The organism is Actinomyces timonensis DSM 23838, from assembly GCF_000295095.1.
Taxonomy (GTDB): Bacteria; Actinomycetota; Actinomycetes; order Actinomycetales; family Actinomycetaceae; genus Actinomyces; species Actinomyces timonensis.
In genome coordinates, this window is record NZ_JH806633.1 from 237,025 (window position 1) to 254,665 (window position 17,641).

A 17,641-nucleotide genomic window follows, 5' to 3' on the forward strand; every position below is an offset into this window, starting at 1 on the left:
CCCGAGCGCGCCGCGCTCGGCGAAGTCCTCCGCGCGCGGCGCCCAGAAGCGGGCCGCGGATCGCCCCTCCCAGGCAGTGCCCGCGCGGCGCGCGGCGAGGCTCGAGGTCACCAAGGGGGCCCCGCGCGCCGAGAGCGCTCCGCGCGCTGAGCGCGTGGCCCCCCGGGGCGCTCTCGCCTCCCTGCCCGCGCCGATGCGCCGGGGCCTCGTCTCGATGGCCGTCGTCGTGCTCCTCGCCCTGGTGGCCGCCGTCGGCATCATCGCCAGCGGGCTCATTGCCCCCGTGGAGACCTCCACCGCGACGGTCCAGGCGGGCCAGTCCCTGTGGGACATCGCCGCGGCCACGGGCGCCTCGGATGTCTCCGAGGCCATGGCCCAGATCGTGGATCTCAATGATCTCGACTCCTCAACGATCCACCCGGGGCAGACCCTCGTCGTCCCAGTCCACTGACGCCTCTCCCAGGAGTCATGGCTGGGTGGGGGCTTCTTGCGGCGCGGGCGGTGTGCGCCTAGGCTCCACGTCACAGGCCATGCTTCGACCCCGAGGAGCCCGCGTGCACTGCCCCTTCTGCCGCCATGACGGTTCTCGCGTGGTTGACTCACGGACCTCCGATGACGGCCTGGCCATCCGCCGTCGTCGCGAGTGCCCCGCCTGCGGCCGGCGCTACACGACGATCGAGACGGCCAGCCTGTCCATCCGCAAGCGCTCCGGCGCCGTCGAGCCCTTCTCCCGGGACAAGGTGATCGTGGGAGTGCGCCGCGCCTGCCAGGGCCGCCCCGTCTCCAATGACGACCTCGCCCTCCTGGCCCACAAGGTGGAGGAGGCGATCCGTGCCACCGGCCAGGCCATCGTCGACTCCCACGAGGTCGGCCTGGCGATCCTCGGGCCGCTGCGCGAGCTCGACGAGGTCGCCTACCTGCGCTTCGCCTCCGTCTACTCCAACTTCAACAGCCTGGAGGATTTCGAGAGGGCCATCGCCGACCTCCGCGCGGCGCACGCCGACCAGGCCCGCGCTTGAGGCCGTCCCCTCAGCGCTCGTCGATCGCGGCCACGAGCCGCTCCACCAAGGACGGCCACGTCCACCGCTCGGTCATGAGCTCCCTGCCCGCGGCGCCCATCCGGGCGCGCATCTCTGCGTCGGAGAGCTGGCGGACGATCGCCTCCACGAGCGCGTCCTGATCGCGCCCATCGACGACGTTGCCGGTCACGCCCTCCTCAACGGTCTCGGGCGCGCCGCCGCTCGTCCCCGCGATGACGGGCAGGCCCGCCGCCGAGGCCTCGAGAAACACGATGCCTAGGCCCTCGACGTCGAGCCCCCCGCCGCGCGTGCGGCAGGGCATGGCGAAGACGTCCCCCATGGCCACATGCCCGGGCAACTCGTCGTAGGGGACCTTGCCAGTCAGGATGATGGAGTCGCGCGCGGGGGAGTGGCGCTTGAGGAGCGCCAGGCGCCGCGCGTAGGAGCCCCAGCCCACGATGACCAGGCGCGCGCCCGGGACCCGCTCGGCCACGCGCGGCCAGGCCTCGATGAGGGAGTCCTGGCCCTTGCGGGCCACGAGCCGGGAGACGCACACGACCGTCGGTGCATCGCCCAGGCGGTACCGCTCGCGCAGCGCGGCGCGGGCGGCGGGGTCGGGGTGGAAGCGCTCGACGTCGATGCCGCTGGGAAGGTGGGCGGTGAGGGCGCCCGCTGGCATGAAGGGGCGCAGGCGGCCGAGCGTGTACTCGGAGATGTAGGTGACGACGTCGGCGTCGCGGAAGATGCGGCGCAGGAGCTGGCGCGATCCGGGCAGCATGGACCAGCCGACCTCGTGCCCGTGGGTGGTGGCGATGACGCGGCTCGCCCCGGCCCTCTTCGCGGCGCGGCCGAGCAGTCCGAGCGGGGCGGCGGCGCCGAACCAGACGGTCTCGATACCTCGCTCGACGATGATCCTCTCCATCCTGCGGCGAACGTCCGGTGTGGGCAGGAGCATATGCGTGGGCATGCGCACGACGTCGAAGGGGAGCTCTGAGTCGAAGGCACTGGCCGCCTCGGGTCCCTCCGGGGGAGTGGAGGCCAGGACGGTCAGGTCCGAGGGCGGCAGGCGGCGGGTGTAGTCATCGAGGTAGGACTGGATCCCGCCGACGACGGGCGGGAAGTCATTCGTGACGAGGAGTGTCCGGCGCATACCGCGAGTCTAGATGGACGGGTGGCTAGCCCTCGTCGGCGGTGCGCAGGATCTCGGACAGGCGGCGGGCGGCGGCCATGACCACGGCGCCGTGCATCCGGCCCGGCTGGCGGCCCATCCGCTCGATCGGCCCGGAGATCGACACCGCGGCGATCACCTTGCCGCTCGCGCCCCGCACGGGGGCTGAGACCGAGGCGACGCCCGGCTCGCGCTCGCCCACGGACTGCGCCCAGCCGCGCCGGCGCACCGCGGAGAGCATCGTGGCGTTGAAGCGCGCCCCCACCAGGCCCCGGTGCAGCCTGTCCGGCTCCTCCCAGGCCAGCAGCACCTGCGCCCCCGAGCCTCCCAGCATGGACATCGTCGCCCCCACCGGGATCGAGTCGCGCAGGCCGATCGGGCGCTCGGCGTTCGCCACGCACACGCGCACATCGCCCTGGCGCCGGTAGAGCTGGGCGGACTCATGCGTCTTGTCCCGCAGCGCCGCCAGCACCGGGCCGGCGGCCGTGAGCAGGTGATCCTCGCCGGCGGCCGAGGCGAGCTCGGTCAGGCGCGGCCCGAGGATGAAGCGCCCCTGGGAATCGCGCGCGACCAGGCGGTGGTACTCCAGCGCGACGGCGATGCGATGGGCCGTCGGCCGGGCCAGGTGGGTGGAGGAGACGAGCTGGGCGAGAGTCGCCGGGCCCGCTTCCAAGGCACTCATGACGAGGGCGGCCTTGTCGATGACGCCCACACCGCTGCTGCTCTCTGACTCCAAGGCTTCGTCCATACTCTGATACTGCCATCCCGAGGGGTGAGACCTCAAGTATCGTCGAGAATCCACGGCAACGGTGTGTCGCGGAAGACAGTGACCAGCAGAGACTGAAGGGATAGCGCGATGGGAATGACCCTCGCCGAGAAGGTGTGGCGGGACCATGTGGTCAGGCAGGGGGCGGACGGAGCCCCGGACCTGCTCTACATCGACCTCCACCTCGTCCACGAGGTGACCAGCCCGCAGGCCTTCGAGGGACTGCGCCTGGCCGGGCGCCCGGTGCGCCGCCCCGAGCTGACCATCGCCACCGAGGACCACAACACCCCCACCCTCGACATCGACCTGCCGATCGCCGACGTCACCAGCCGCGCCCAGATCGACACCCTGCGCGCCAACTGCGCCGAGTTCGGGGTCCGCATCCACTCCCTGGGAGACGCCGACCAGGGCATCGTCCACGCCGTCGGCCCCCAGCTGGGCCTCACCCAGCCCGGCATGACGGTGGTCTGCGGCGACTCGCACACCTCCACCCACGGCGCCTTCGGGGCCCTCGCCTTCGGCATCGGCACCAGCCAGGTCGAGCACGTGCTCGCCACTCAGACCCTGCCCGTGGCCCCCTTCAAGACCATGAGCGTCACCATCGACGGCGACCTTCCCGCCGGCTCGGGCGCCAAGGACATCATCCTGGCGATCATCGCGAGGATCGGCACCAACGGCGCCCAGGGCCACGTCATCGAGTACCGCGGCCGCGCCATCGAGCAGCTCTCGATGGAGGCCCGCATGACGATCTGCAACATGAGCATCGAGGGCGGCGCCCGCGCCGGCATGATCGCCCCCGACCAGACCACCTTCGACTACCTCGCCGGCCGCCCCCACGCCCCCCAGGGCGCCGACTGGGACGCGGCCCTGGAGTACTGGCGCACCCTGCGCACCGACGACGACGCCGCTTTCGACACCGAGGTGGTCCTCACCGCCGCCGACATCGAGCCCTTCGTCACCTGGGGCACCAACCCCGGCCAGGGCCTGCCGATCTCCGCGGCCATCCCGGACCCCGCCACCATCGCCGACGAGACCGAGCGCCGCGCCGCCGAGCGGGCCCTGGAGTACATGGACCTCGCCCCCGGCACGCCCCTGCGGGACATCGCCGTGGACACCGTCTTCCTCGGCTCGTGCACCAACGGGCGCATCGAGGACCTGCGCGCCGCCGCCGAGGTCCTGCGCGGCCGCGCCAAGGCCCCGGGCGTGCGCATGCTCGTGGTCCCCGCCTCGGCCCGCATCCGCCTCCAGGCCGAGGCCGAGGGCCTGGACGAGGTCTTCAAGGGATTCGGTGCCGAGTGGCGCAACGCCGGGTGCTCGATGTGCCTGGGCATGAACCCCGACCAGCTCACCCCCGGCGAGCGCTGCGCCTCGACGTCGAACCGCAACTTCGAGGGCCGCCAGGGCAAGGGCGGGCGCACCCACCTGGTCTCGCCCGTCGTCGCCGCCGCCACGGCCGTGCGCGGGAGGCTGTCGACGCCGGCGGACCTCCCGCCGCTGAATGGGCAGGCCGCCACCGCGGGCAGGGCCGCCTGAGAGACACTGGGACGAGACAGGGAAGAGCGAGAGCATCATGGACAAGTTCATCCGCCACACCGGCATCGGCGCCCCCCTGCGCCGCAGCGCCGTCGACACCGACCAGATCATCCCGGCGGTCTACCTCAAGCGCATCACCCGCACGGGATTCGACGACGCCCTCTTCTCCGCATGGCGCGCCGGCGAGCCCGACTTCATCCTCAACCAGGACGCCTACAAGCGCGCCTCCGTGCTCGTGGCCGGCCCCGACTTCGGCACGGGCTCCTCGCGCGAGCACGCCGTGTGGGCGCTCAAGGACTACGGCTTCAAGGTGGTCCTCGCCCCCCGCTTCGCCGATATCTTCCGCGGCAACGCCGGCAAGCAGGGGCTCGTGGCAGGGGTCATCAGCCCTGAGGACTGCGAGCAGCTGTGGAAGATCCTCGAGAACGAGCCCGGCACCGAGATCACCGTGGACCTGGAGGAGCGCAGCGTCGTGTGCGGCGGCCTGCGCACCACGTTCCAGATCGATGACTATGTGCGCTGGTGCCTCATGGAGGGCCTCGACGACATCTCCCTCACCCTCACCGATGAGGACGCCATCAGCGCCTACGAGGCCGCGCGCCCCTCCTTCAAGCCGGCCACGCTGCCCGCGCGCCACCTCCCGGCCGCCGAGGTTGTTCCCGCTCGCAGTGCGGAGATGCCCACACCCTGAGGGGTCGGCGGGGCGCCCTGCCTCGCCTATGCTTGGCTAGCCCGCCGTCCCTGCGCCGGGCGGAGCGCGGACCACGCCGCGCGGCATCAAGGAGGTAGGCATGGTCGACGGGCTTCTTCAGGTTGAGGGCGGCCGTCCGCTCAACGGCGAGATCACGGTGCGCGGCGCCAAGAACCTCGTTCCCAAGGCGATGGTCGCGGCGCTGCTCGGCACGACGCCGTCGGTGCTCGGCAACGTCCCCCTCATCCGCGACGTCGAGGTGGTCTCGGGGCTGCTCACCCTCCACGGCGTCCATGTGGACTACGACCAGACGGCCGGCATCCTCAGCCTCGACCCCTCCCGGGTGGAGTCCGCGCACGTGGCCGACATCGATGCCCATGCCGGCAGCTCGCGCATCCCGATCCTCTTCTGCGGGCCCCTCCTGCACCGCCTCGGCGAGGCCTTCATCCCCGACCTCGGCGGATGCCGCATCGGGGACCGCCCCATCGACTTCCACCTCGACATCCTGCGCCGCTTCGGCGCCACCGTCGACAAGCTCGAGGGCGGTATCCGCCTGACCGCCCCCGAGGGCCTGCGCGGCACCGTCATCGAACTGCCCTACCCCAGCGTGGGCGCCACCGAGCAGACCCTCCTGACAGCCGTGCGCGCCGACGGGCGCACCGAGCTGCGCGGCGCCGCCGTCGAGCCCGAGATCATGGACCTCGTGGACGTCCTGCAGAAGATGGGCGCCATCATCTCCGTGGACACCGACCGCACCATCCACATCGAGGGCGTCGAGGAGCTCACCGGCTACCGCCACAGTGCCCTGCCCGACCGCATCGAGACGGCATCCTGGGCCTCCGCCGCCCTGGCCACCGGCGGCGACGTCCTCGTCCACGGTGCCCACCAGAGCCACATGACCACCTTCCTCAACTTCTTCCGGAAGGTCGGCGGTGCCTTCGACGTGCGCGAGGACGGCATCCGCTTCTACCACCCCGGCGGTGATCTGCACTCCATCGTCGTGGAGACGAACGTCCACCCCGGCTTCATGACCGACTGGCAGCAGCCGCTCGTCGTGGCCCTCACCCAGGCCGACGGCGTCTCGATCGTCCACGAGACCGTCTACGAGAACCGCTTCGGCTTCACCAAGGCCCTGTGCAAGATGGGCGCGGCCATCCAGGTCTACCGCGAGTGCCTGGGCGGCACCGCCTGCCGCTTCGGCCAGCGCAACTTCTACCACTCCGCCGTCATCTCCGGGCCCACCCCGCTGCGCGGGGCCGACATCGTCGTGCCCGACCTGCGCGGGGGCTTCTCCCACCTCATCGCCGCCCTGGCCGCCCAGGGGACGAGCCGCGTGGAGGGCATCAACCTCATCGACCGCGGCTACGAGCACTTCATGAGCAAGCTCGGCTCGCTGGACGCCAAGGTGACCCGCCTGGCCTGACGCTCCCGGCGCCACACCGCCGGCCCGATCCGGCTAGAGTCGTGCCGTGCCCCAGAAGCGTCCTATGAGCCTGTTCTACCGCTTCGCCTCGCGCGGAGCGATCATCCCCTTCCTCAAGCTCGTCTCGCGCCAGCGCGTGACCGGCACCGAGCACTTCCCAGCCGACGGCGGCTTCATCGCCGTGGCCAACCACCTGTCCAACATCGACGCCCTCACCGCCATGCGCGCGCTCGTCGACGCCGACGTCCCCGCCTACTCCCTGGCGAAGGCCAGCCTGTTCAAGATCCCCGTGGTAGGCCAGGTGCTGCGCGCCGGTGGCCAGATCCCCGTCGAGCGCGGCACGGCCAGCGCCTCCGACGCCCTGCGCGAGGCCGAGAGGATCCTCGCCGGTGGTGGCGTCATCATGATCTTCCCCGAGGGGACGCTCTCGCGCGATCCGCTCGCCTGGCCGATGGTCGGCAAGACCGGCGCCGCGCGCCTGGCCATGCGCACCGGCGTTCCCGTGGTGCCCATGGCGCAGTGGGGCGGCCAGGACATCATGGACACCTGCACCGACGCCTTCCACCCCTTCCCGCCCAAGCCCGTCACCGTGCGCGTGGGCGAGCCCCTGGACCTCACCCGCTTCGGCAGCGACACCGAGGACCGCGACGCCGTGCGCGCCTGCACCGCCGAGATCATGCGCGCCATCACCGCCGAGCTCGAGATCATCCGGGGCGAGAAGGCCCCCCGCCCCTTCGACCCCCACTACGACATCGACCACGGCCCCGGGGCCTACGGCGAGCGCCTGCCCGACCCCGCCCCGGGCGAGGAGGCCGGGAAGTGAGCGGCGCCCCGGGGCAGACAGCGCCAACGCGCGCCGCCATCATCGGCTCGGGCGCCTGGGGCACCACCTTCGCCGCCCTTATCGCCGAGGCAGGCGGCAGCGCCACCATCTGGGCGCGCCGGGCCGAGATCGCCGAGGAGATCAACGCCGGCAGCAACGAGCGCTACCTCCCCGGCCTGCGCCTGCCCTCCGCCGTCCGGGCGACGACGGACATGGCCGCTGCCGCCGACGGCGCCGAGATGGTCGTCGTCGCCGTGCCCTCCCAGGCCTCCCGGGGGATCGTCGCCCCGCTGGCCGGGCGGCTCGATGAGCGCGCCGCCGTCGTCTCCCTCATGAAGGGCATCGAGCTGGGCACTGGCCTGCGCATGAGCGAGGTCATGGGGCAGGCCCTGGAGGTGGGGCCCGAGCGACTCGCTGTCATCTCCGGTCCCAACCTCGCCGACGAGATCGCCGCGCGCCAGCCCACCGCCACCGTCATCGCCGCCGCCGATGAGGACCTGGCCGCGCGCGTCGCCGCCGCCTGCGCCACCGCGACCTTCCGCCCCTACACGAACACCGATGTGCTCGGCGTCGAGCTGTGCGGGGCGGTCAAGAACGTCATCGCGCTGGCCGTCGGCATGGCCGCGGGCCGGGGCTACGGCGACAACTCGAAGGCCACGATCATCACCCGGGGCCTGGTGGAGATCACCCGTCTGGGCCTGGCCCTGGGCGCGAGCCCCGAGACCTTCGCGGGCCTTGCCGGGATGGGAGACCTCGTGGCCACCTGCTCCTCGCCACTGAGCCGCAACCAGTCCTTCGGGAGGCGCCTGGGCGAGGGCATGAGCGTGGACGAGGCGGCCGCGGCCTCACGGGGCGTGGCAGAGGGCGCCAAGTCGGCGCGAGCCGTCCTCGATCTCGCCGCCCGCCACGGCGTGGACATGCCGATCACCGCGGGCGTCGTCGCCGTCGTCGAGGGGGCGGCGAGCGTCGAGGAGGTCAACGACGCGCTCCTGGCCCGCCCCCGCAAGACCGAGGGCGTCCACGGCGAGCGGATCGACTGAGGGCCGCCCCTCCTAAGGCGCCGCCGACGAGAGCCCCATCTCCGCGCCGCTCAGGGGCGCTTCGCTCACGGGTGCTTGACGTCCACGACGAGCCGGGTGGGCGAGCTGAGAGCGAAGACCCGGTAGGACTGCGAGTTGGTGCCCAGGACCAGCTGGTACTGGGCCTCGACGGTCGGGTCGTAGTAGACCGAGGCGATCGCGGGCAGGTCCAGGCCCACGCTGAGGGTTGTCTGCGCCGACGCGATCTCCTCAGCGGTGGAGGGCATGCGCGCCCCTGTGCCGAAGACGCGCAGGATGTGGCTGCCGGAGGGCTGGATCGGGTCGCCCTTGCCCTGCGTGCCGGCGTCGGACACCCAATCCGCCTGCCAGCCGGGCGTGCCCTCTCCGGCCAGGTCGACGACGATGCGGTCGTAGTCCTCATGCGCGCCAGTGCGCACGCCGGTCACCAGGAGGCTCGCCCCGTCGCTTGCCGCCTGTGTCGCGCCCGTGTCCGTCCAGGGCGCGTCGGTGTTCGCCTCATCGGCGGACCCCGAGGCGGTCGCGATCGTGGCGGCCGTGGGAAGCGGCTCACCGGTGGGGGTCATGGGCGCCGTGGCCGTGGCGCTCGCGCCCTCGGCGGTGGAGGGGGCAGCGTCCGAGGCAGAGGGGGTGGATGAGGCGGAGTTGTTGGTGGAGCCGCAGGCGGCCAGCGCCAGGGAGGACAGGGATGCGAGGGCGGAAGCGGTGAAGATGCGTCGGCTGGGCGCGATGGTCATGGTTCCTCCTCGGGGAGCGGGTTGGGATGACGATAGAGGGCGCCTCAGTCCCGCTCCAAGTCCAAGTCCCCCCTGCGCATGGCCTCCGCCACAGCAGCCGCCCGAGAGTCGACGCCGAGCTTGGCGTAGGCGCGCAGCAGATGCGTCTTGACGGTCGCCTCCGAGACGTACAGCCGCGCGCCGATCTCCGCGTTGGACAACCCCTGGGCAACAGTGGCGAGCACCTCGCGCTCGCGAGGGGACAGGGGCGGGCCGGGCGGAGCGGCGGCTCGCTGGGAGGCGCGCATGAGACGGGACGCGATCGATGGGGACATGGAGGGGCGCGCCCGGGCGGCGGCGCGCACGGCGGCGGCGATCTCCTCCCTGGGGGCGTCCTTGAGGAGGTAGCCCACGGCCCCCGCCCGCACCGCCTTGAGGATGTCGGAATCGGTGTCGTAGGTGGTCAGGATGACGACGCGCGGGGCATCCGGCAGTGCCAGGATCTCGCGCGTGGCCTCCACGCCGCCCATGGAGGGCATGCGCAGGTCCATGAGGACCACATCAGCGCGCGTGGCGCCGGCCAGCTCCACGGCCTGAGCGCCGTTGCCGGCATGGCCGACCACCTCGATGCCCTGCTCATCCTCCATGAGCCGGACGATCCCCGAGCGCACGACCGGGTGGTCGTCGACGACGATGAGGCGGACACCGCTTGTCGCGGCGGAGGACTCATCGGGGCTCTTCCGGGGAGCCAGGGGCGGATCGGCCAAGCGCTTCATAGCGGTATTCTGGCCTCTAGGAGAGTCCCAGTCATGCCTTTGGGCGCGCTAGTCCGCGCCGGGTCCACCGTCAGGCCGCCACCCAGCGCTTCCAGGCGCTCGCGCATGCCTGTCAGGCCGGTGCCCTCCGGCGCTCCCTGGATTCCGGCGCCGTCGTCCTCCACCTTCACGACGAGCTCAGGAGCGCAGCCGTCCTCGATGGAGACCTCGACGCGGGCCCAGGAGGCGCGCGCGTGGCGGCGCACATTGGCCAGCGCCTCTTGGACGATTCGTAGGACCGCCGCCTCCACCTGCGGGGACAGGTCACGGGTCAGGAGAAAGTTGAGCGCGGGGACGGGGCCGCCGTGCTTGGGCTGCGCCTCGCACAGTCGCCTGAGCGAGTCCCCGAGGCCGTCGCGCATGCCCGGCGGGCCATCACCGGCGATGAGGGCGCGAGCCTCGCCCAGGCCCTCGCGGGCGATCGCGCCCATGCGCTCGTGGACATCCGCGGCCTCCTGCCCCGTGGCGGAGGCCGCCACCTGCGACAGGGTGATGAGCGAGACGAAGGACTGGGCGAGGGTGTCGTGAACCTCGCGCGCCCAGCGCTGCCTCTCGGCGTTGGCGGCCGCCGAGCGCTCCGCGGCGACGAGCGCCTCCTGGGTCCTCTCCAGCTCATCCAGGGCCCGCTGGGTCGCAGCCAGGGCCTCCTCCTTGTCCGCCAGGGCGCTCCTGGCGCGCTCGCCCAGGGAGGCGATCCAGGTGAGCCAGAAGCCGATGCTGATGGAACCGGCTGTGGACAGTAAGGCAACGAGTGCGGCCGGCCACAGGCCGATCTGCCCGGTCAGGCACGCCGCGATGCCCACACCGAAGACCGCGCTCGCCACACTCGCGGTGCGCGCATTGCGATGCGTGATCCACAGCGCCGGGTAGACCAGTGAGAAGCCCCCGCAGGCCAGGGGTGTCAGGCTCAGGGGGTAGAGCTCACCGGCCGCCAGGACCCATGCGGCGGCGCACCACCACCAGCGTTCAAAGGGCCCCGCGGGCTCGGTCATCTCACGAGGGTCGGCGGCGCTCATGGGTGAAGTCTCGCCCATGAGCGCCGCCGACCCCCTGCGTGAGGACCTCACCGGTCGAAGGTGTCCCGGCGCGAGGCGATGATCGCCCACACCACGCCGATGACGACCCAGGCAGTCAGGACTGCCAGGCCCATGCCCGTGTTCCAGGAGCCGCCCAGCTCATTGGACTTCAGGGCGTCGGGGAGGAAGCCCTGGCGCAGGAGCTGGGTGGACCACCGCACCGGGAGGACGGAGACGGCGTTGACGAGCCAGCTCGGCAGCATGTCCATCGGCAGGAAGAGCCCTGAGACGAAGGGGATGATGATGAAGATCGGCAGCACCACTCCCAGGGTGACCTGGGAGGTGCGGAGCGTGCGGCCCAGCGCGATCCCGATCGCCGCGCAGTAGGCGGTCGTCAGGACGCACACCAGCAGGATGAGGCCCCAGGCGGCTGGTGAGGTCGGCAGGCTCACCCCCAAGGCCAGGACGCCGGTGAGAATGAGGACCACCGTGCACAGGGCCGTGATGAGCGCTGACGAGATGATCTTGGACATCAGGAAGGCCCAGGCGGGGCACGGCAGCAGGGCCAGGCGCCTGAGGAAGCCCTCCTCGCGCTCGTTGGTGACATCGATCGACAGGTTGAACAGGCAGTTGGACATGATTCCCAGGGTCGCCATGGCGGGCAGCGAGATCGCCGCGTAGCTCAGGCCTGTGGGGTATGCCTGGTTGAAGACCGTGGCGAACAGGACGTACATGCCCACGGGGTAGGCCATGGCCATGATGATGACGATCGGGGTGCGCCACATCTTGCGCAGGTTCTTGACAGCCAGGCCGCCCACGATCCGGCCGGATGACCCGGGGCGGTGCGCGGCGTGGGTGGGTGCGGTGGTCATGAGGCCCTCCTGGCTGGCTCGGGTGCGGAATCCTCGGACTGGTGGTGCGCCTCGACGAGGGCCAGGTAGTGGTCCTCCAGGCTCGGGCGCGCGACCTGCAGACCCGGCACCTCGCCGTCCCTTCCTCGCAGGCGGCCCATGAGGTCGGCGACGACGGCGGTGGGGGTGGGGGTCTCGACGCTGCGGGTGGCCCCGTTCTCGATCCAGGTCACCTTCGAGGTCTGCCCGGAGGCGGCGCGCAGGGCCGCGGGGCTGCCCTGCTCGACGATGCGCCCGTCCAGGAGGATGGCGACGTCGTCGGCCAGGACCTCCGCCTCCTCCAGGTAGTGGGTGGTCAGCAAGATGGTCGTGCCGTCGCTCTTGAGGTCGGACACCAGCTGCCACAGGGCGCGGCGAGCCCCGGGGTCGAAGCCGGTGGTCGGCTCATCGAGGAATAGCAGCTCGGGGCGCCCCACGATCGCCATGGCGATGTCGAGGCGGCGGCGGCGACCACCGGACAGGCGCCCGGCCAGGGTGTGGGCGTCGTCGGTCAGGCCCACTCGCTCAACGGCCTCGTCGACGTCCATCGGGTGGGCGAAGAAGCGGGAGACGAGATCGACGACCTCGCGCACCCTCAACTCGCCGAGGTCGCCCGAGGTCTGGGAGACGACTCCCAGACGGGACCTCCACGTGTCCAGGCGCGGCCCCGGGTCCTGGCCCAGCACCCGTACCGTGCCGGAGGTGGCGCGGCGCAGGCCCTGGAGGATCTCCACGGTGGTGGTCTTGCCGGCTCCGTTGGGGCCCAGCAGGCATAGGGTCGTGCCGTGGGGAACGGTCAGGTCCAGGCCCTGCAGGACCTTCTTGGGCGGGTACTCCTTCGTCAGGGAACGGATCTCGATCGCGGGGCTGCGTGTGGTGTCCATCGGCTTGATTATTGGGATGCGACTCTCTCGGCGGTATCGCTCGGACAGGCGACGGTCCTGTCATCTGATCGGCTGACACATAGGCCGGGAAAACGGCGGTATGGCGGGAGGAACCGCCGGCCTTCCTCCGGGCGGGGGCGCCCACGGTAGCCTGAGCCCATGTCTGAGACCCTGGAACCCACCGCTCCCGCAGCTGAACCCGCCTCCGACGCCGCTGGGGCGCCCACCGCCTCCCCCGCGCCCGGCAAGCGGGTGCGCGTCGCCGTCGTCTTCGGGGGGCGCAGCGGGGAGCACACGATCTCCTGCGCCACCGCCGCCGGGGTCCTGTCCGCGATCGACCGGGAGCGCTACGAGGTCGTGCCCATCGGCATCACCCTGGACGGCAAGTGGGTCCTCGTCGACGACGACCCCGCCGCCCTCGAGCTGCGCGACGACGCCCCGCCGGTGCAGGTCACCGCCGAGGGCCTCGGGCGCGGGGAGCTCGCCATCCGCCTGGGCGGGGGAGTGCCGGTTGCCCTCACCCAGGCCGGCCCGAGCATCCTGGAGGCGATCGACGTCGTCCTGCCCCTCCTGCACGGCCCCTACGGCGAGGACGGCACCATCCAGGGGATGCTGGAGATGCTGGGCCTGCCCTACGTGGGCTGCGGCGTCCTCGCCTCCGCGGCCGGCATGGACAAGCAGGTCACCAAGGTCCTCCTCGCCGACGCCGGGATCCCCACCGCGCCGCACGTCGTCGTCGGCCCCCACGCCTGGAAGCGCGACCCCGAGGCCATTCTCGCCGCCTGCCAGGACCTCGCCTACCCGCTGTTCGTCAAGCCCGCCCGCGCCGGCTCGTCGCTCGGCATCACGCGCGTGGAGGCGCCCGAGCAGCTGCGCGCCGCCATCGAGACCGCCCGCGAGGTCGACCCCAAGGTGCTCGTGGAGTCCGGGATCGTGGGCCGCGAGATCGAGGTCGCCGTCCTGGGCGGCCGCGGCGATGAGGCCCCCCGCGTGGCCGAGCCCGGCGAGATCGCCATGGACACCGCCCACGGCGCTGGCGAGTTCTACGACTACGAGACGAAGTACCTCGCGCACGACGCCGTCGCCATGGTCTGCCCCGCGCCCGTCGCGCCCGAGGAGCGCGAGCTGCTCATGACCACCGCCGCCCGCGCCTTCGAGGCCATCGGCGCCGAGGGCCTGACCCGCGTCGACTTCTTCCTCACCCCCGACGGGCGCGCGATCGTCAACGAGGTCAACACGATGCCCGGCTTCACCCCCTTCTCCATGTACCCCTACATGTGGCAGAAGAGCGGGATGACCTACCCCGAGCTTGTCAGTGAGCTCATCGAGCTGGCCCTGGCCCGCCCCACGGATGTCAACCGCTGAGATGCGGGGGAGCGTGGGAGCGCGGGGCGGCCCGGGCGGGGATGACGCCGGGCTGACCGTCGCCGAGGTCGGCGAGGAGGGCATCATCGCCCGCTTCACCCCACTGCTGCCCCACGCCGCGGGCGAGGTCGTGGGCACCGGCGACGACTGCGCCGTCCTGGCCGCGCCCGACGGCCGCTACGCGGTGAGCACCGACGTGCTCGTCGAGGGCTCGCACTTCCGCACGGACTGGTCGACGCCGCAGCAGGTGGGCCGGCGCGCCGCCGCCCAGAACCTCGCCGACGTCGCCGCTATGGGCGCCTGCCCGACCGCCCTGACGGTGGGGCTCGCCATGCCGGGAACGACGCCCATCGCCTGGGTGGAGGGGATGGTCGCGGGACTGGGCGAGGCCTGCCGCGAGTGCGGCGCGGGCGTGGTCGGCGGCGACCTCGTCAGTGGTCCCACTATCGTCATCTCCGTGACCGTCCTGGGCGACCTCCACGGGCGCGCCCCCGTGCTCCGCTCCGGGGCGAGGCCCGGGGACGCCATCGTGCATGTGGGCGCGCCGGGGCGCAGCGCGGCCGGGCTGGCGCTCCTCAGCGCCGGGATAGGCGTGGGGGATGGCGGCGGCGCGGACAGCCCCGAGGGCGGGCGCGCGAACGATGAGACCGCGGAGGCGCGGGCGTGCCTCGCTGCCTTCCGCGCGCCGAGCCCGCCCCTCGCGGCGGGCCCCGCACTGGCCGAGGCCGGGGCCACCGCGATGATGGACGTCTCGGACTCCCTGCTGCGCGACGGCGACCGGATCGCCCGCGCGAGCGGCGTCCTCCTCGATCTTGACGAGCCCGCCCTGGGCGGGAGCGCGCTCGCGGACGCGGCGGGATCACTCACGCCGGTTGCCCGCTTGATCGCCGACGATGAGGCAGCTGCCGTGGCGCTGGCCCGCGCGTGGGTGCTCACCGGGGGAGAGGACCACGGCATGCTGGCCACCGTGCCCGCCGAGGTCGCCGCTGCTCCCGCCGGTTCCCCGGGAGGCCTCCCCGAGGGGGCGCGCGTCATCGGCCGCGTGCGCGAGACAGGCGCAGGCGAGAGGCCAGGGGTGCGAGTGGGCGGCCGGGCCCCGGAGGCCGGCCTCGGCTGGGACCACTTCGGGGGCTGAGCGTTCTCCGGCGTCCGAGACTGGACAGGCTGGACTCTGGCGTCTGGGGGCGGGAAGGCCAGGCCCATCATCCGCGCCCCTCGTGCCTCGGGGCGCTCCCGCCAGCCCCGCCACGGTCCTGGCCCTCCCGCCCCCAAACGCGAGGCGTCCGCAACCGCAGGGCGCGCGCCCAATACCGACCTCAGCGCAATACCTCTTCATCTAAGGAGTGCATGATGGAAACTCTGCACGAGTTCAATGACCGCGTCAGATCGTTCCAGATAAATTCGGTGCCCGATGAGCCGCGATTCGGGCTCCCCGTGTCGCTGCAAGAGAAAGTTGCCCAGCGGACCGGCGCGCTGCGGCCATACTACGGGAATACTGTCGCATATCTCCTTTCTGACGGTGCGAGAGACCTTGTCGGCTCTGCTGTGAATGAACTTAATTCTCGTTTCGGTGAATCGCTGTCGCTTCCGCTTCCCCTGGAAACGGCGCACGTGACGCTTCATGATCTCTACGCCTCCCCGGACCGAGCGCACGTCGCTCGACAAATCGACGCCAGTACCGCGATTGTGGTAGATGCGGTCGCGAAAGCGCGCGCGATAGGCGCTATTTACACCGAATGCACAGCCGTTTTCAATCTTATGAACACGAGCGTCGCCATCGGACTCAGAGCTGCAGATCAGGATGAGCATCGCAAACTACAGGCCGCGCGGCATCTGTTTGACAAGATTGTCCCCTCTGGTCAATATACTCCCCACATCACGCTTGCTTACTATAGGCCCTCGGCACCCATTCTATTGCCACCAGAAGAATTCCGGGACGCGCTCAAGGATCTTACCGAAGGCCTCGCTGGCGCTCCTGTCGTGCTTGAACCTGACCGGCTACACGCAATGTGCTTCAGTTCAATGAAGGAGTATTGGACGGTCAGGCAATGAAACGATGTGAAAAGTATAGTTTATCTATTTGCTGAGCATGTGCTTCAGTCCTAATTGATAGGAGCGTCGCGTTGGCGACGCGGGCGTGGCCTCGGGGGCATGGCAGGCGGTGGACTCGCCGTCGTGCTCGCTGCTGTGACCGTTCGGTCGTCCATCGAGAGCGCGCACAATCCGTTGAGAGCTTCCCCAGGCCGTTGAAAGCATGTCCAAAAGCCGTCTTGAGCACCCCGCTACGGGATGCTCAAGACGGTCTGGAGATGCTTCAGACGGTCTCCAGGTGCTTTCGACGGCTCCGCCAGCGCCTCGCCGCTCCGCGCATGACGAGGCATGTAGGACGTTTTCTGTTGGTTCTGGTGTCTGCTGGCGCTGGGGTCGATGGTCCGGTCGGCGGTCTCGTCGGGTGCGCGGAGCACCGGCGGCTGCGCCTCGCACTGCTGGTTGCGCTGAGCACCTTCGGATGCGTTCCCACCGCACCCCACGGTGCTGGAGGCAACCACCGGTGCAGGACGCACCCCGCGGCGGACTCCAGGCGCTGGCCGACGGCGCAGCGTCGCCGATGACTCCCACGCCCCGCTCCGCCCGGCTCGCCTGTACGCGGGTTCGCGGATCATGCCGGGGGTTCGCGGATCATGCCGGGGGTTCGGGGCGCAGGACGGGGGTTCAGGGCACAGGACGGGGCCGTTGCCCCCGTCCAGTGGGGGAAGACCCCGGCCAGAGGGGCGAACCCCCGTCCAGAGGACCACGACGGCCACCTATCGGAGGAGGCCTCTCCTGTCTCCCGGGCTCACTCTGGGCTCGCACGGGTGACACCCCGCCCCCGCGCTCGCGCAGCGGCGCGACGCTGGTGGGCCCCACCCCACGGGCGGCACGGCCAGGACCGGCAGGCGCGTGCGGGGTCCGCCCCCTGACTCCGCCACGCTGATTCCGGTGCCATCGCAAGGAAAACACGGAGCCTGACCAACACGACATGTCCGGGTCCCCACTGCCCGATCAGTGAGTCAAGACACGGGTTTTCCCTGACATTGCAACGAAAAACCCGTGTCCGACCAACACAGAATGTCCGGGGATGAACTCAGGGCGAACCGACTCAAGCCCCGAGAAAACCCCGCGATTCCAACGAAAAACAGGCCTCAAACCAACACAAAGTGTCCTATAGGCCCATGACGAAGGCCGCCGCCCCGTGGGGCGACGGCCTCGATCATGAGCCTCGGCGGGCGGGCGCGCACTCAGACGTTGCGCGTGACCTTGCCGGCCTTGAGGCAGGACGTGCACACGTTGAGGCGCTTGGGGGCGCCCTTCACGAGCGCGCGCACACGCTGGATGTTGGGGTTCCACCGGCGGTTGGTCCGCACGTGGGAGTGCGAGACGCTCTTGCCGAAGATGGGGCCCTTGCCGCAGACGTCGCACACAGCAGCCACGGAT

18 protein-coding genes are annotated in these 17,641 nt (G+C 71.2%); 10 read left to right on the forward strand and 8 right to left on the reverse strand.

Features of this window, described 5'->3' with window-relative positions; genetic code table 11:
• Both A1QA_RS16515 and nrdR read left to right on the forward strand, forming a co-directional pair.
• Nucleotides 1–451 (forward strand): LysM peptidoglycan-binding domain-containing protein (locus A1QA_RS16515; RefSeq protein WP_244266116.1); only part of this gene is annotated, 451 nt, incomplete at its 5' end.
• A gap of 103 nt (nucleotides 452–554) precedes the next feature.
• Entirely contained in the window at nucleotides 555–1,019 is a 465-nt protein-coding gene (gene nrdR, locus A1QA_RS0107555) for a transcriptional regulator NrdR (RefSeq protein ID WP_026048787.1), read from the forward strand.
• Between the two features lie 10 nt (nucleotides 1,020–1,029).
• Here the strand turns inward: nrdR and A1QA_RS0107560 are convergent, their stop codons facing one another.
• Nucleotides 1,030–2,169: a glycosyltransferase family 4 protein gene (locus A1QA_RS0107560; protein WP_017178302.1), complete on the reverse strand. Its 1,140-nt coding sequence runs from the start codon at nucleotides 2,167–2,169 to the stop codon at nucleotides 1,030–1,032.
• A gap of 25 nt (nucleotides 2,170–2,194) precedes the next feature.
• Nucleotides 2,195–2,935: an IclR family transcriptional regulator gene (locus A1QA_RS0107565; RefSeq protein WP_026048788.1), complete on the reverse strand. Its 741-nt coding sequence runs from the start codon at nucleotides 2,933–2,935 to the stop codon at nucleotides 2,195–2,197.
• Nucleotides 2,936–3,043: 108 nt separating this feature from the next.
• Here A1QA_RS0107565 and leuC point away from each other — a divergent pair, with 108 nt between their 5' ends.
• The 5 genes from leuC (at nucleotide 3,044) to A1QA_RS0107590 (ending at nucleotide 8,463) form a co-directional block, all read left to right on the forward strand.
• A complete protein-coding gene (leuC, locus tag A1QA_RS0107570; RefSeq protein WP_017178304.1) occupies nucleotides 3,044–4,486 on the forward strand; it encodes a 3-isopropylmalate dehydratase large subunit in 1,443 nt (480 codons plus the stop codon).
• Nucleotides 4,487–4,523: 37 nt separating this feature from the next.
• On the forward strand, nucleotides 4,524–5,177 hold the full coding sequence (gene leuD / locus A1QA_RS0107575; RefSeq protein WP_017178305.1) for a 3-isopropylmalate dehydratase small subunit: 654 nt from the start codon (nucleotides 4,524–4,526) through the stop codon (nucleotides 5,175–5,177).
• Between the two features lie 100 nt (nucleotides 5,178–5,277).
• Nucleotides 5,278–6,600: a UDP-N-acetylglucosamine 1-carboxyvinyltransferase gene (gene murA / locus A1QA_RS0107580; protein WP_017178306.1), complete on the forward strand. Its 1,323-nt coding sequence runs from the start codon at nucleotides 5,278–5,280 to the stop codon at nucleotides 6,598–6,600.
• Between the two features lie 64 nt (nucleotides 6,601–6,664).
• Entirely contained in the window at nucleotides 6,665–7,423 is a 759-nt protein-coding gene (locus tag A1QA_RS0107585; protein WP_017178307.1) for a lysophospholipid acyltransferase family protein, read from the forward strand.
• Nucleotides 7,420–8,463: an NAD(P)H-dependent glycerol-3-phosphate dehydrogenase gene (locus tag A1QA_RS0107590; protein WP_017178308.1), complete on the forward strand. Its 1,044-nt coding sequence runs from the start codon at nucleotides 7,420–7,422 to the stop codon at nucleotides 8,461–8,463. The genes A1QA_RS0107585 and A1QA_RS0107590 overlap by 4 nt, the downstream gene beginning before the upstream one ends.
• Nucleotides 8,464–8,528: 65 nt before the next feature.
• Here A1QA_RS0107590 and A1QA_RS0107595 read toward each other — a convergent pair whose 3' ends face one another.
• The 5 genes from A1QA_RS0107595 to A1QA_RS0107615 are packed head-to-tail and all read right to left on the reverse strand — an operon-like array spanning nucleotide 8,529 to nucleotide 12,802.
• Entirely contained in the window at nucleotides 8,529–9,218 is a 690-nt protein-coding gene (locus tag A1QA_RS0107595) for an AMIN-like domain-containing (lipo)protein (RefSeq protein WP_017178309.1), read from the reverse strand.
• 44 nt (nucleotides 9,219–9,262) lie between these two features.
• On the reverse strand, nucleotides 9,263–9,973 hold the full coding sequence (locus A1QA_RS0107600) for a response regulator (RefSeq protein ID WP_017178310.1): 711 nt from the start codon (nucleotides 9,971–9,973) through the stop codon (nucleotides 9,263–9,265).
• Nucleotides 9,970–11,028, reverse strand: coding sequence for a sensor histidine kinase (locus A1QA_RS14020; protein ID WP_167320647.1), 1,059 nt, complete (start codon nucleotides 11,026–11,028; stop codon nucleotides 9,970–9,972). Before A1QA_RS14020 ends, A1QA_RS0107600 begins: the two co-directional genes overlap by 4 nt.
• 47 nt (nucleotides 11,029–11,075) lie before the next feature.
• Nucleotides 11,076–11,900 (reverse strand): ABC transporter permease, encoded by an 825-nt coding sequence (locus tag A1QA_RS0107610; protein WP_017178312.1) that lies wholly within the window; start codon nucleotides 11,898–11,900, stop codon nucleotides 11,076–11,078.
• Entirely contained in the window at nucleotides 11,897–12,802 is a 906-nt protein-coding gene (locus tag A1QA_RS0107615) for an ABC transporter ATP-binding protein (protein WP_017178313.1), read from the reverse strand. Before A1QA_RS0107615 ends, A1QA_RS0107610 begins: the two co-directional genes overlap by 4 nt.
• A gap of 159 nt (nucleotides 12,803–12,961) precedes the next feature.
• Here A1QA_RS0107615 and A1QA_RS0107620 point away from each other — a divergent pair, with 159 nt between their 5' ends.
• The 3 genes from A1QA_RS0107620 (at nucleotide 12,962) to A1QA_RS15395 (ending at nucleotide 16,219) form a co-directional block, all read left to right on the forward strand.
• Nucleotides 12,962–14,167: a D-alanine--D-alanine ligase family protein gene (locus A1QA_RS0107620; RefSeq protein ID WP_017178314.1), complete on the forward strand. Its 1,206-nt coding sequence runs from the start codon at nucleotides 12,962–12,964 to the stop codon at nucleotides 14,165–14,167.
• Nucleotides 14,154–15,302, forward strand: coding sequence for a thiamine-phosphate kinase (locus tag A1QA_RS0107625; protein WP_026048790.1), 1,149 nt, complete (start codon nucleotides 14,154–14,156; stop codon nucleotides 15,300–15,302). Before A1QA_RS0107620 ends, A1QA_RS0107625 begins: the two co-directional genes overlap by 14 nt.
• Nucleotides 15,303–15,517: 215 nt before the next feature.
• Nucleotides 15,518–16,219 carry a 2'-5' RNA ligase family protein gene (locus A1QA_RS15395; RefSeq protein WP_082181178.1) on the forward strand — a complete coding sequence of 234 codons (702 nt, stop codon included), beginning with the start codon at nucleotides 15,518–15,520 and terminating at the stop codon, nucleotides 16,217–16,219.
• A 1,226-nt stretch (nucleotides 16,220–17,445) separates the two neighbouring features.
• Here A1QA_RS15395 and rpmB read toward each other — a convergent pair.
• Nucleotides 17,446–17,637 carry a 50S ribosomal protein L28 gene (gene rpmB, locus A1QA_RS0107630; RefSeq protein ID WP_017178316.1) on the reverse strand — a complete coding sequence of 64 codons (192 nt, stop codon included), beginning with the start codon at nucleotides 17,635–17,637 and terminating at the stop codon, nucleotides 17,446–17,448.
• Between the last annotated feature and the right edge of the window lie 4 nt (nucleotides 17,638–17,641).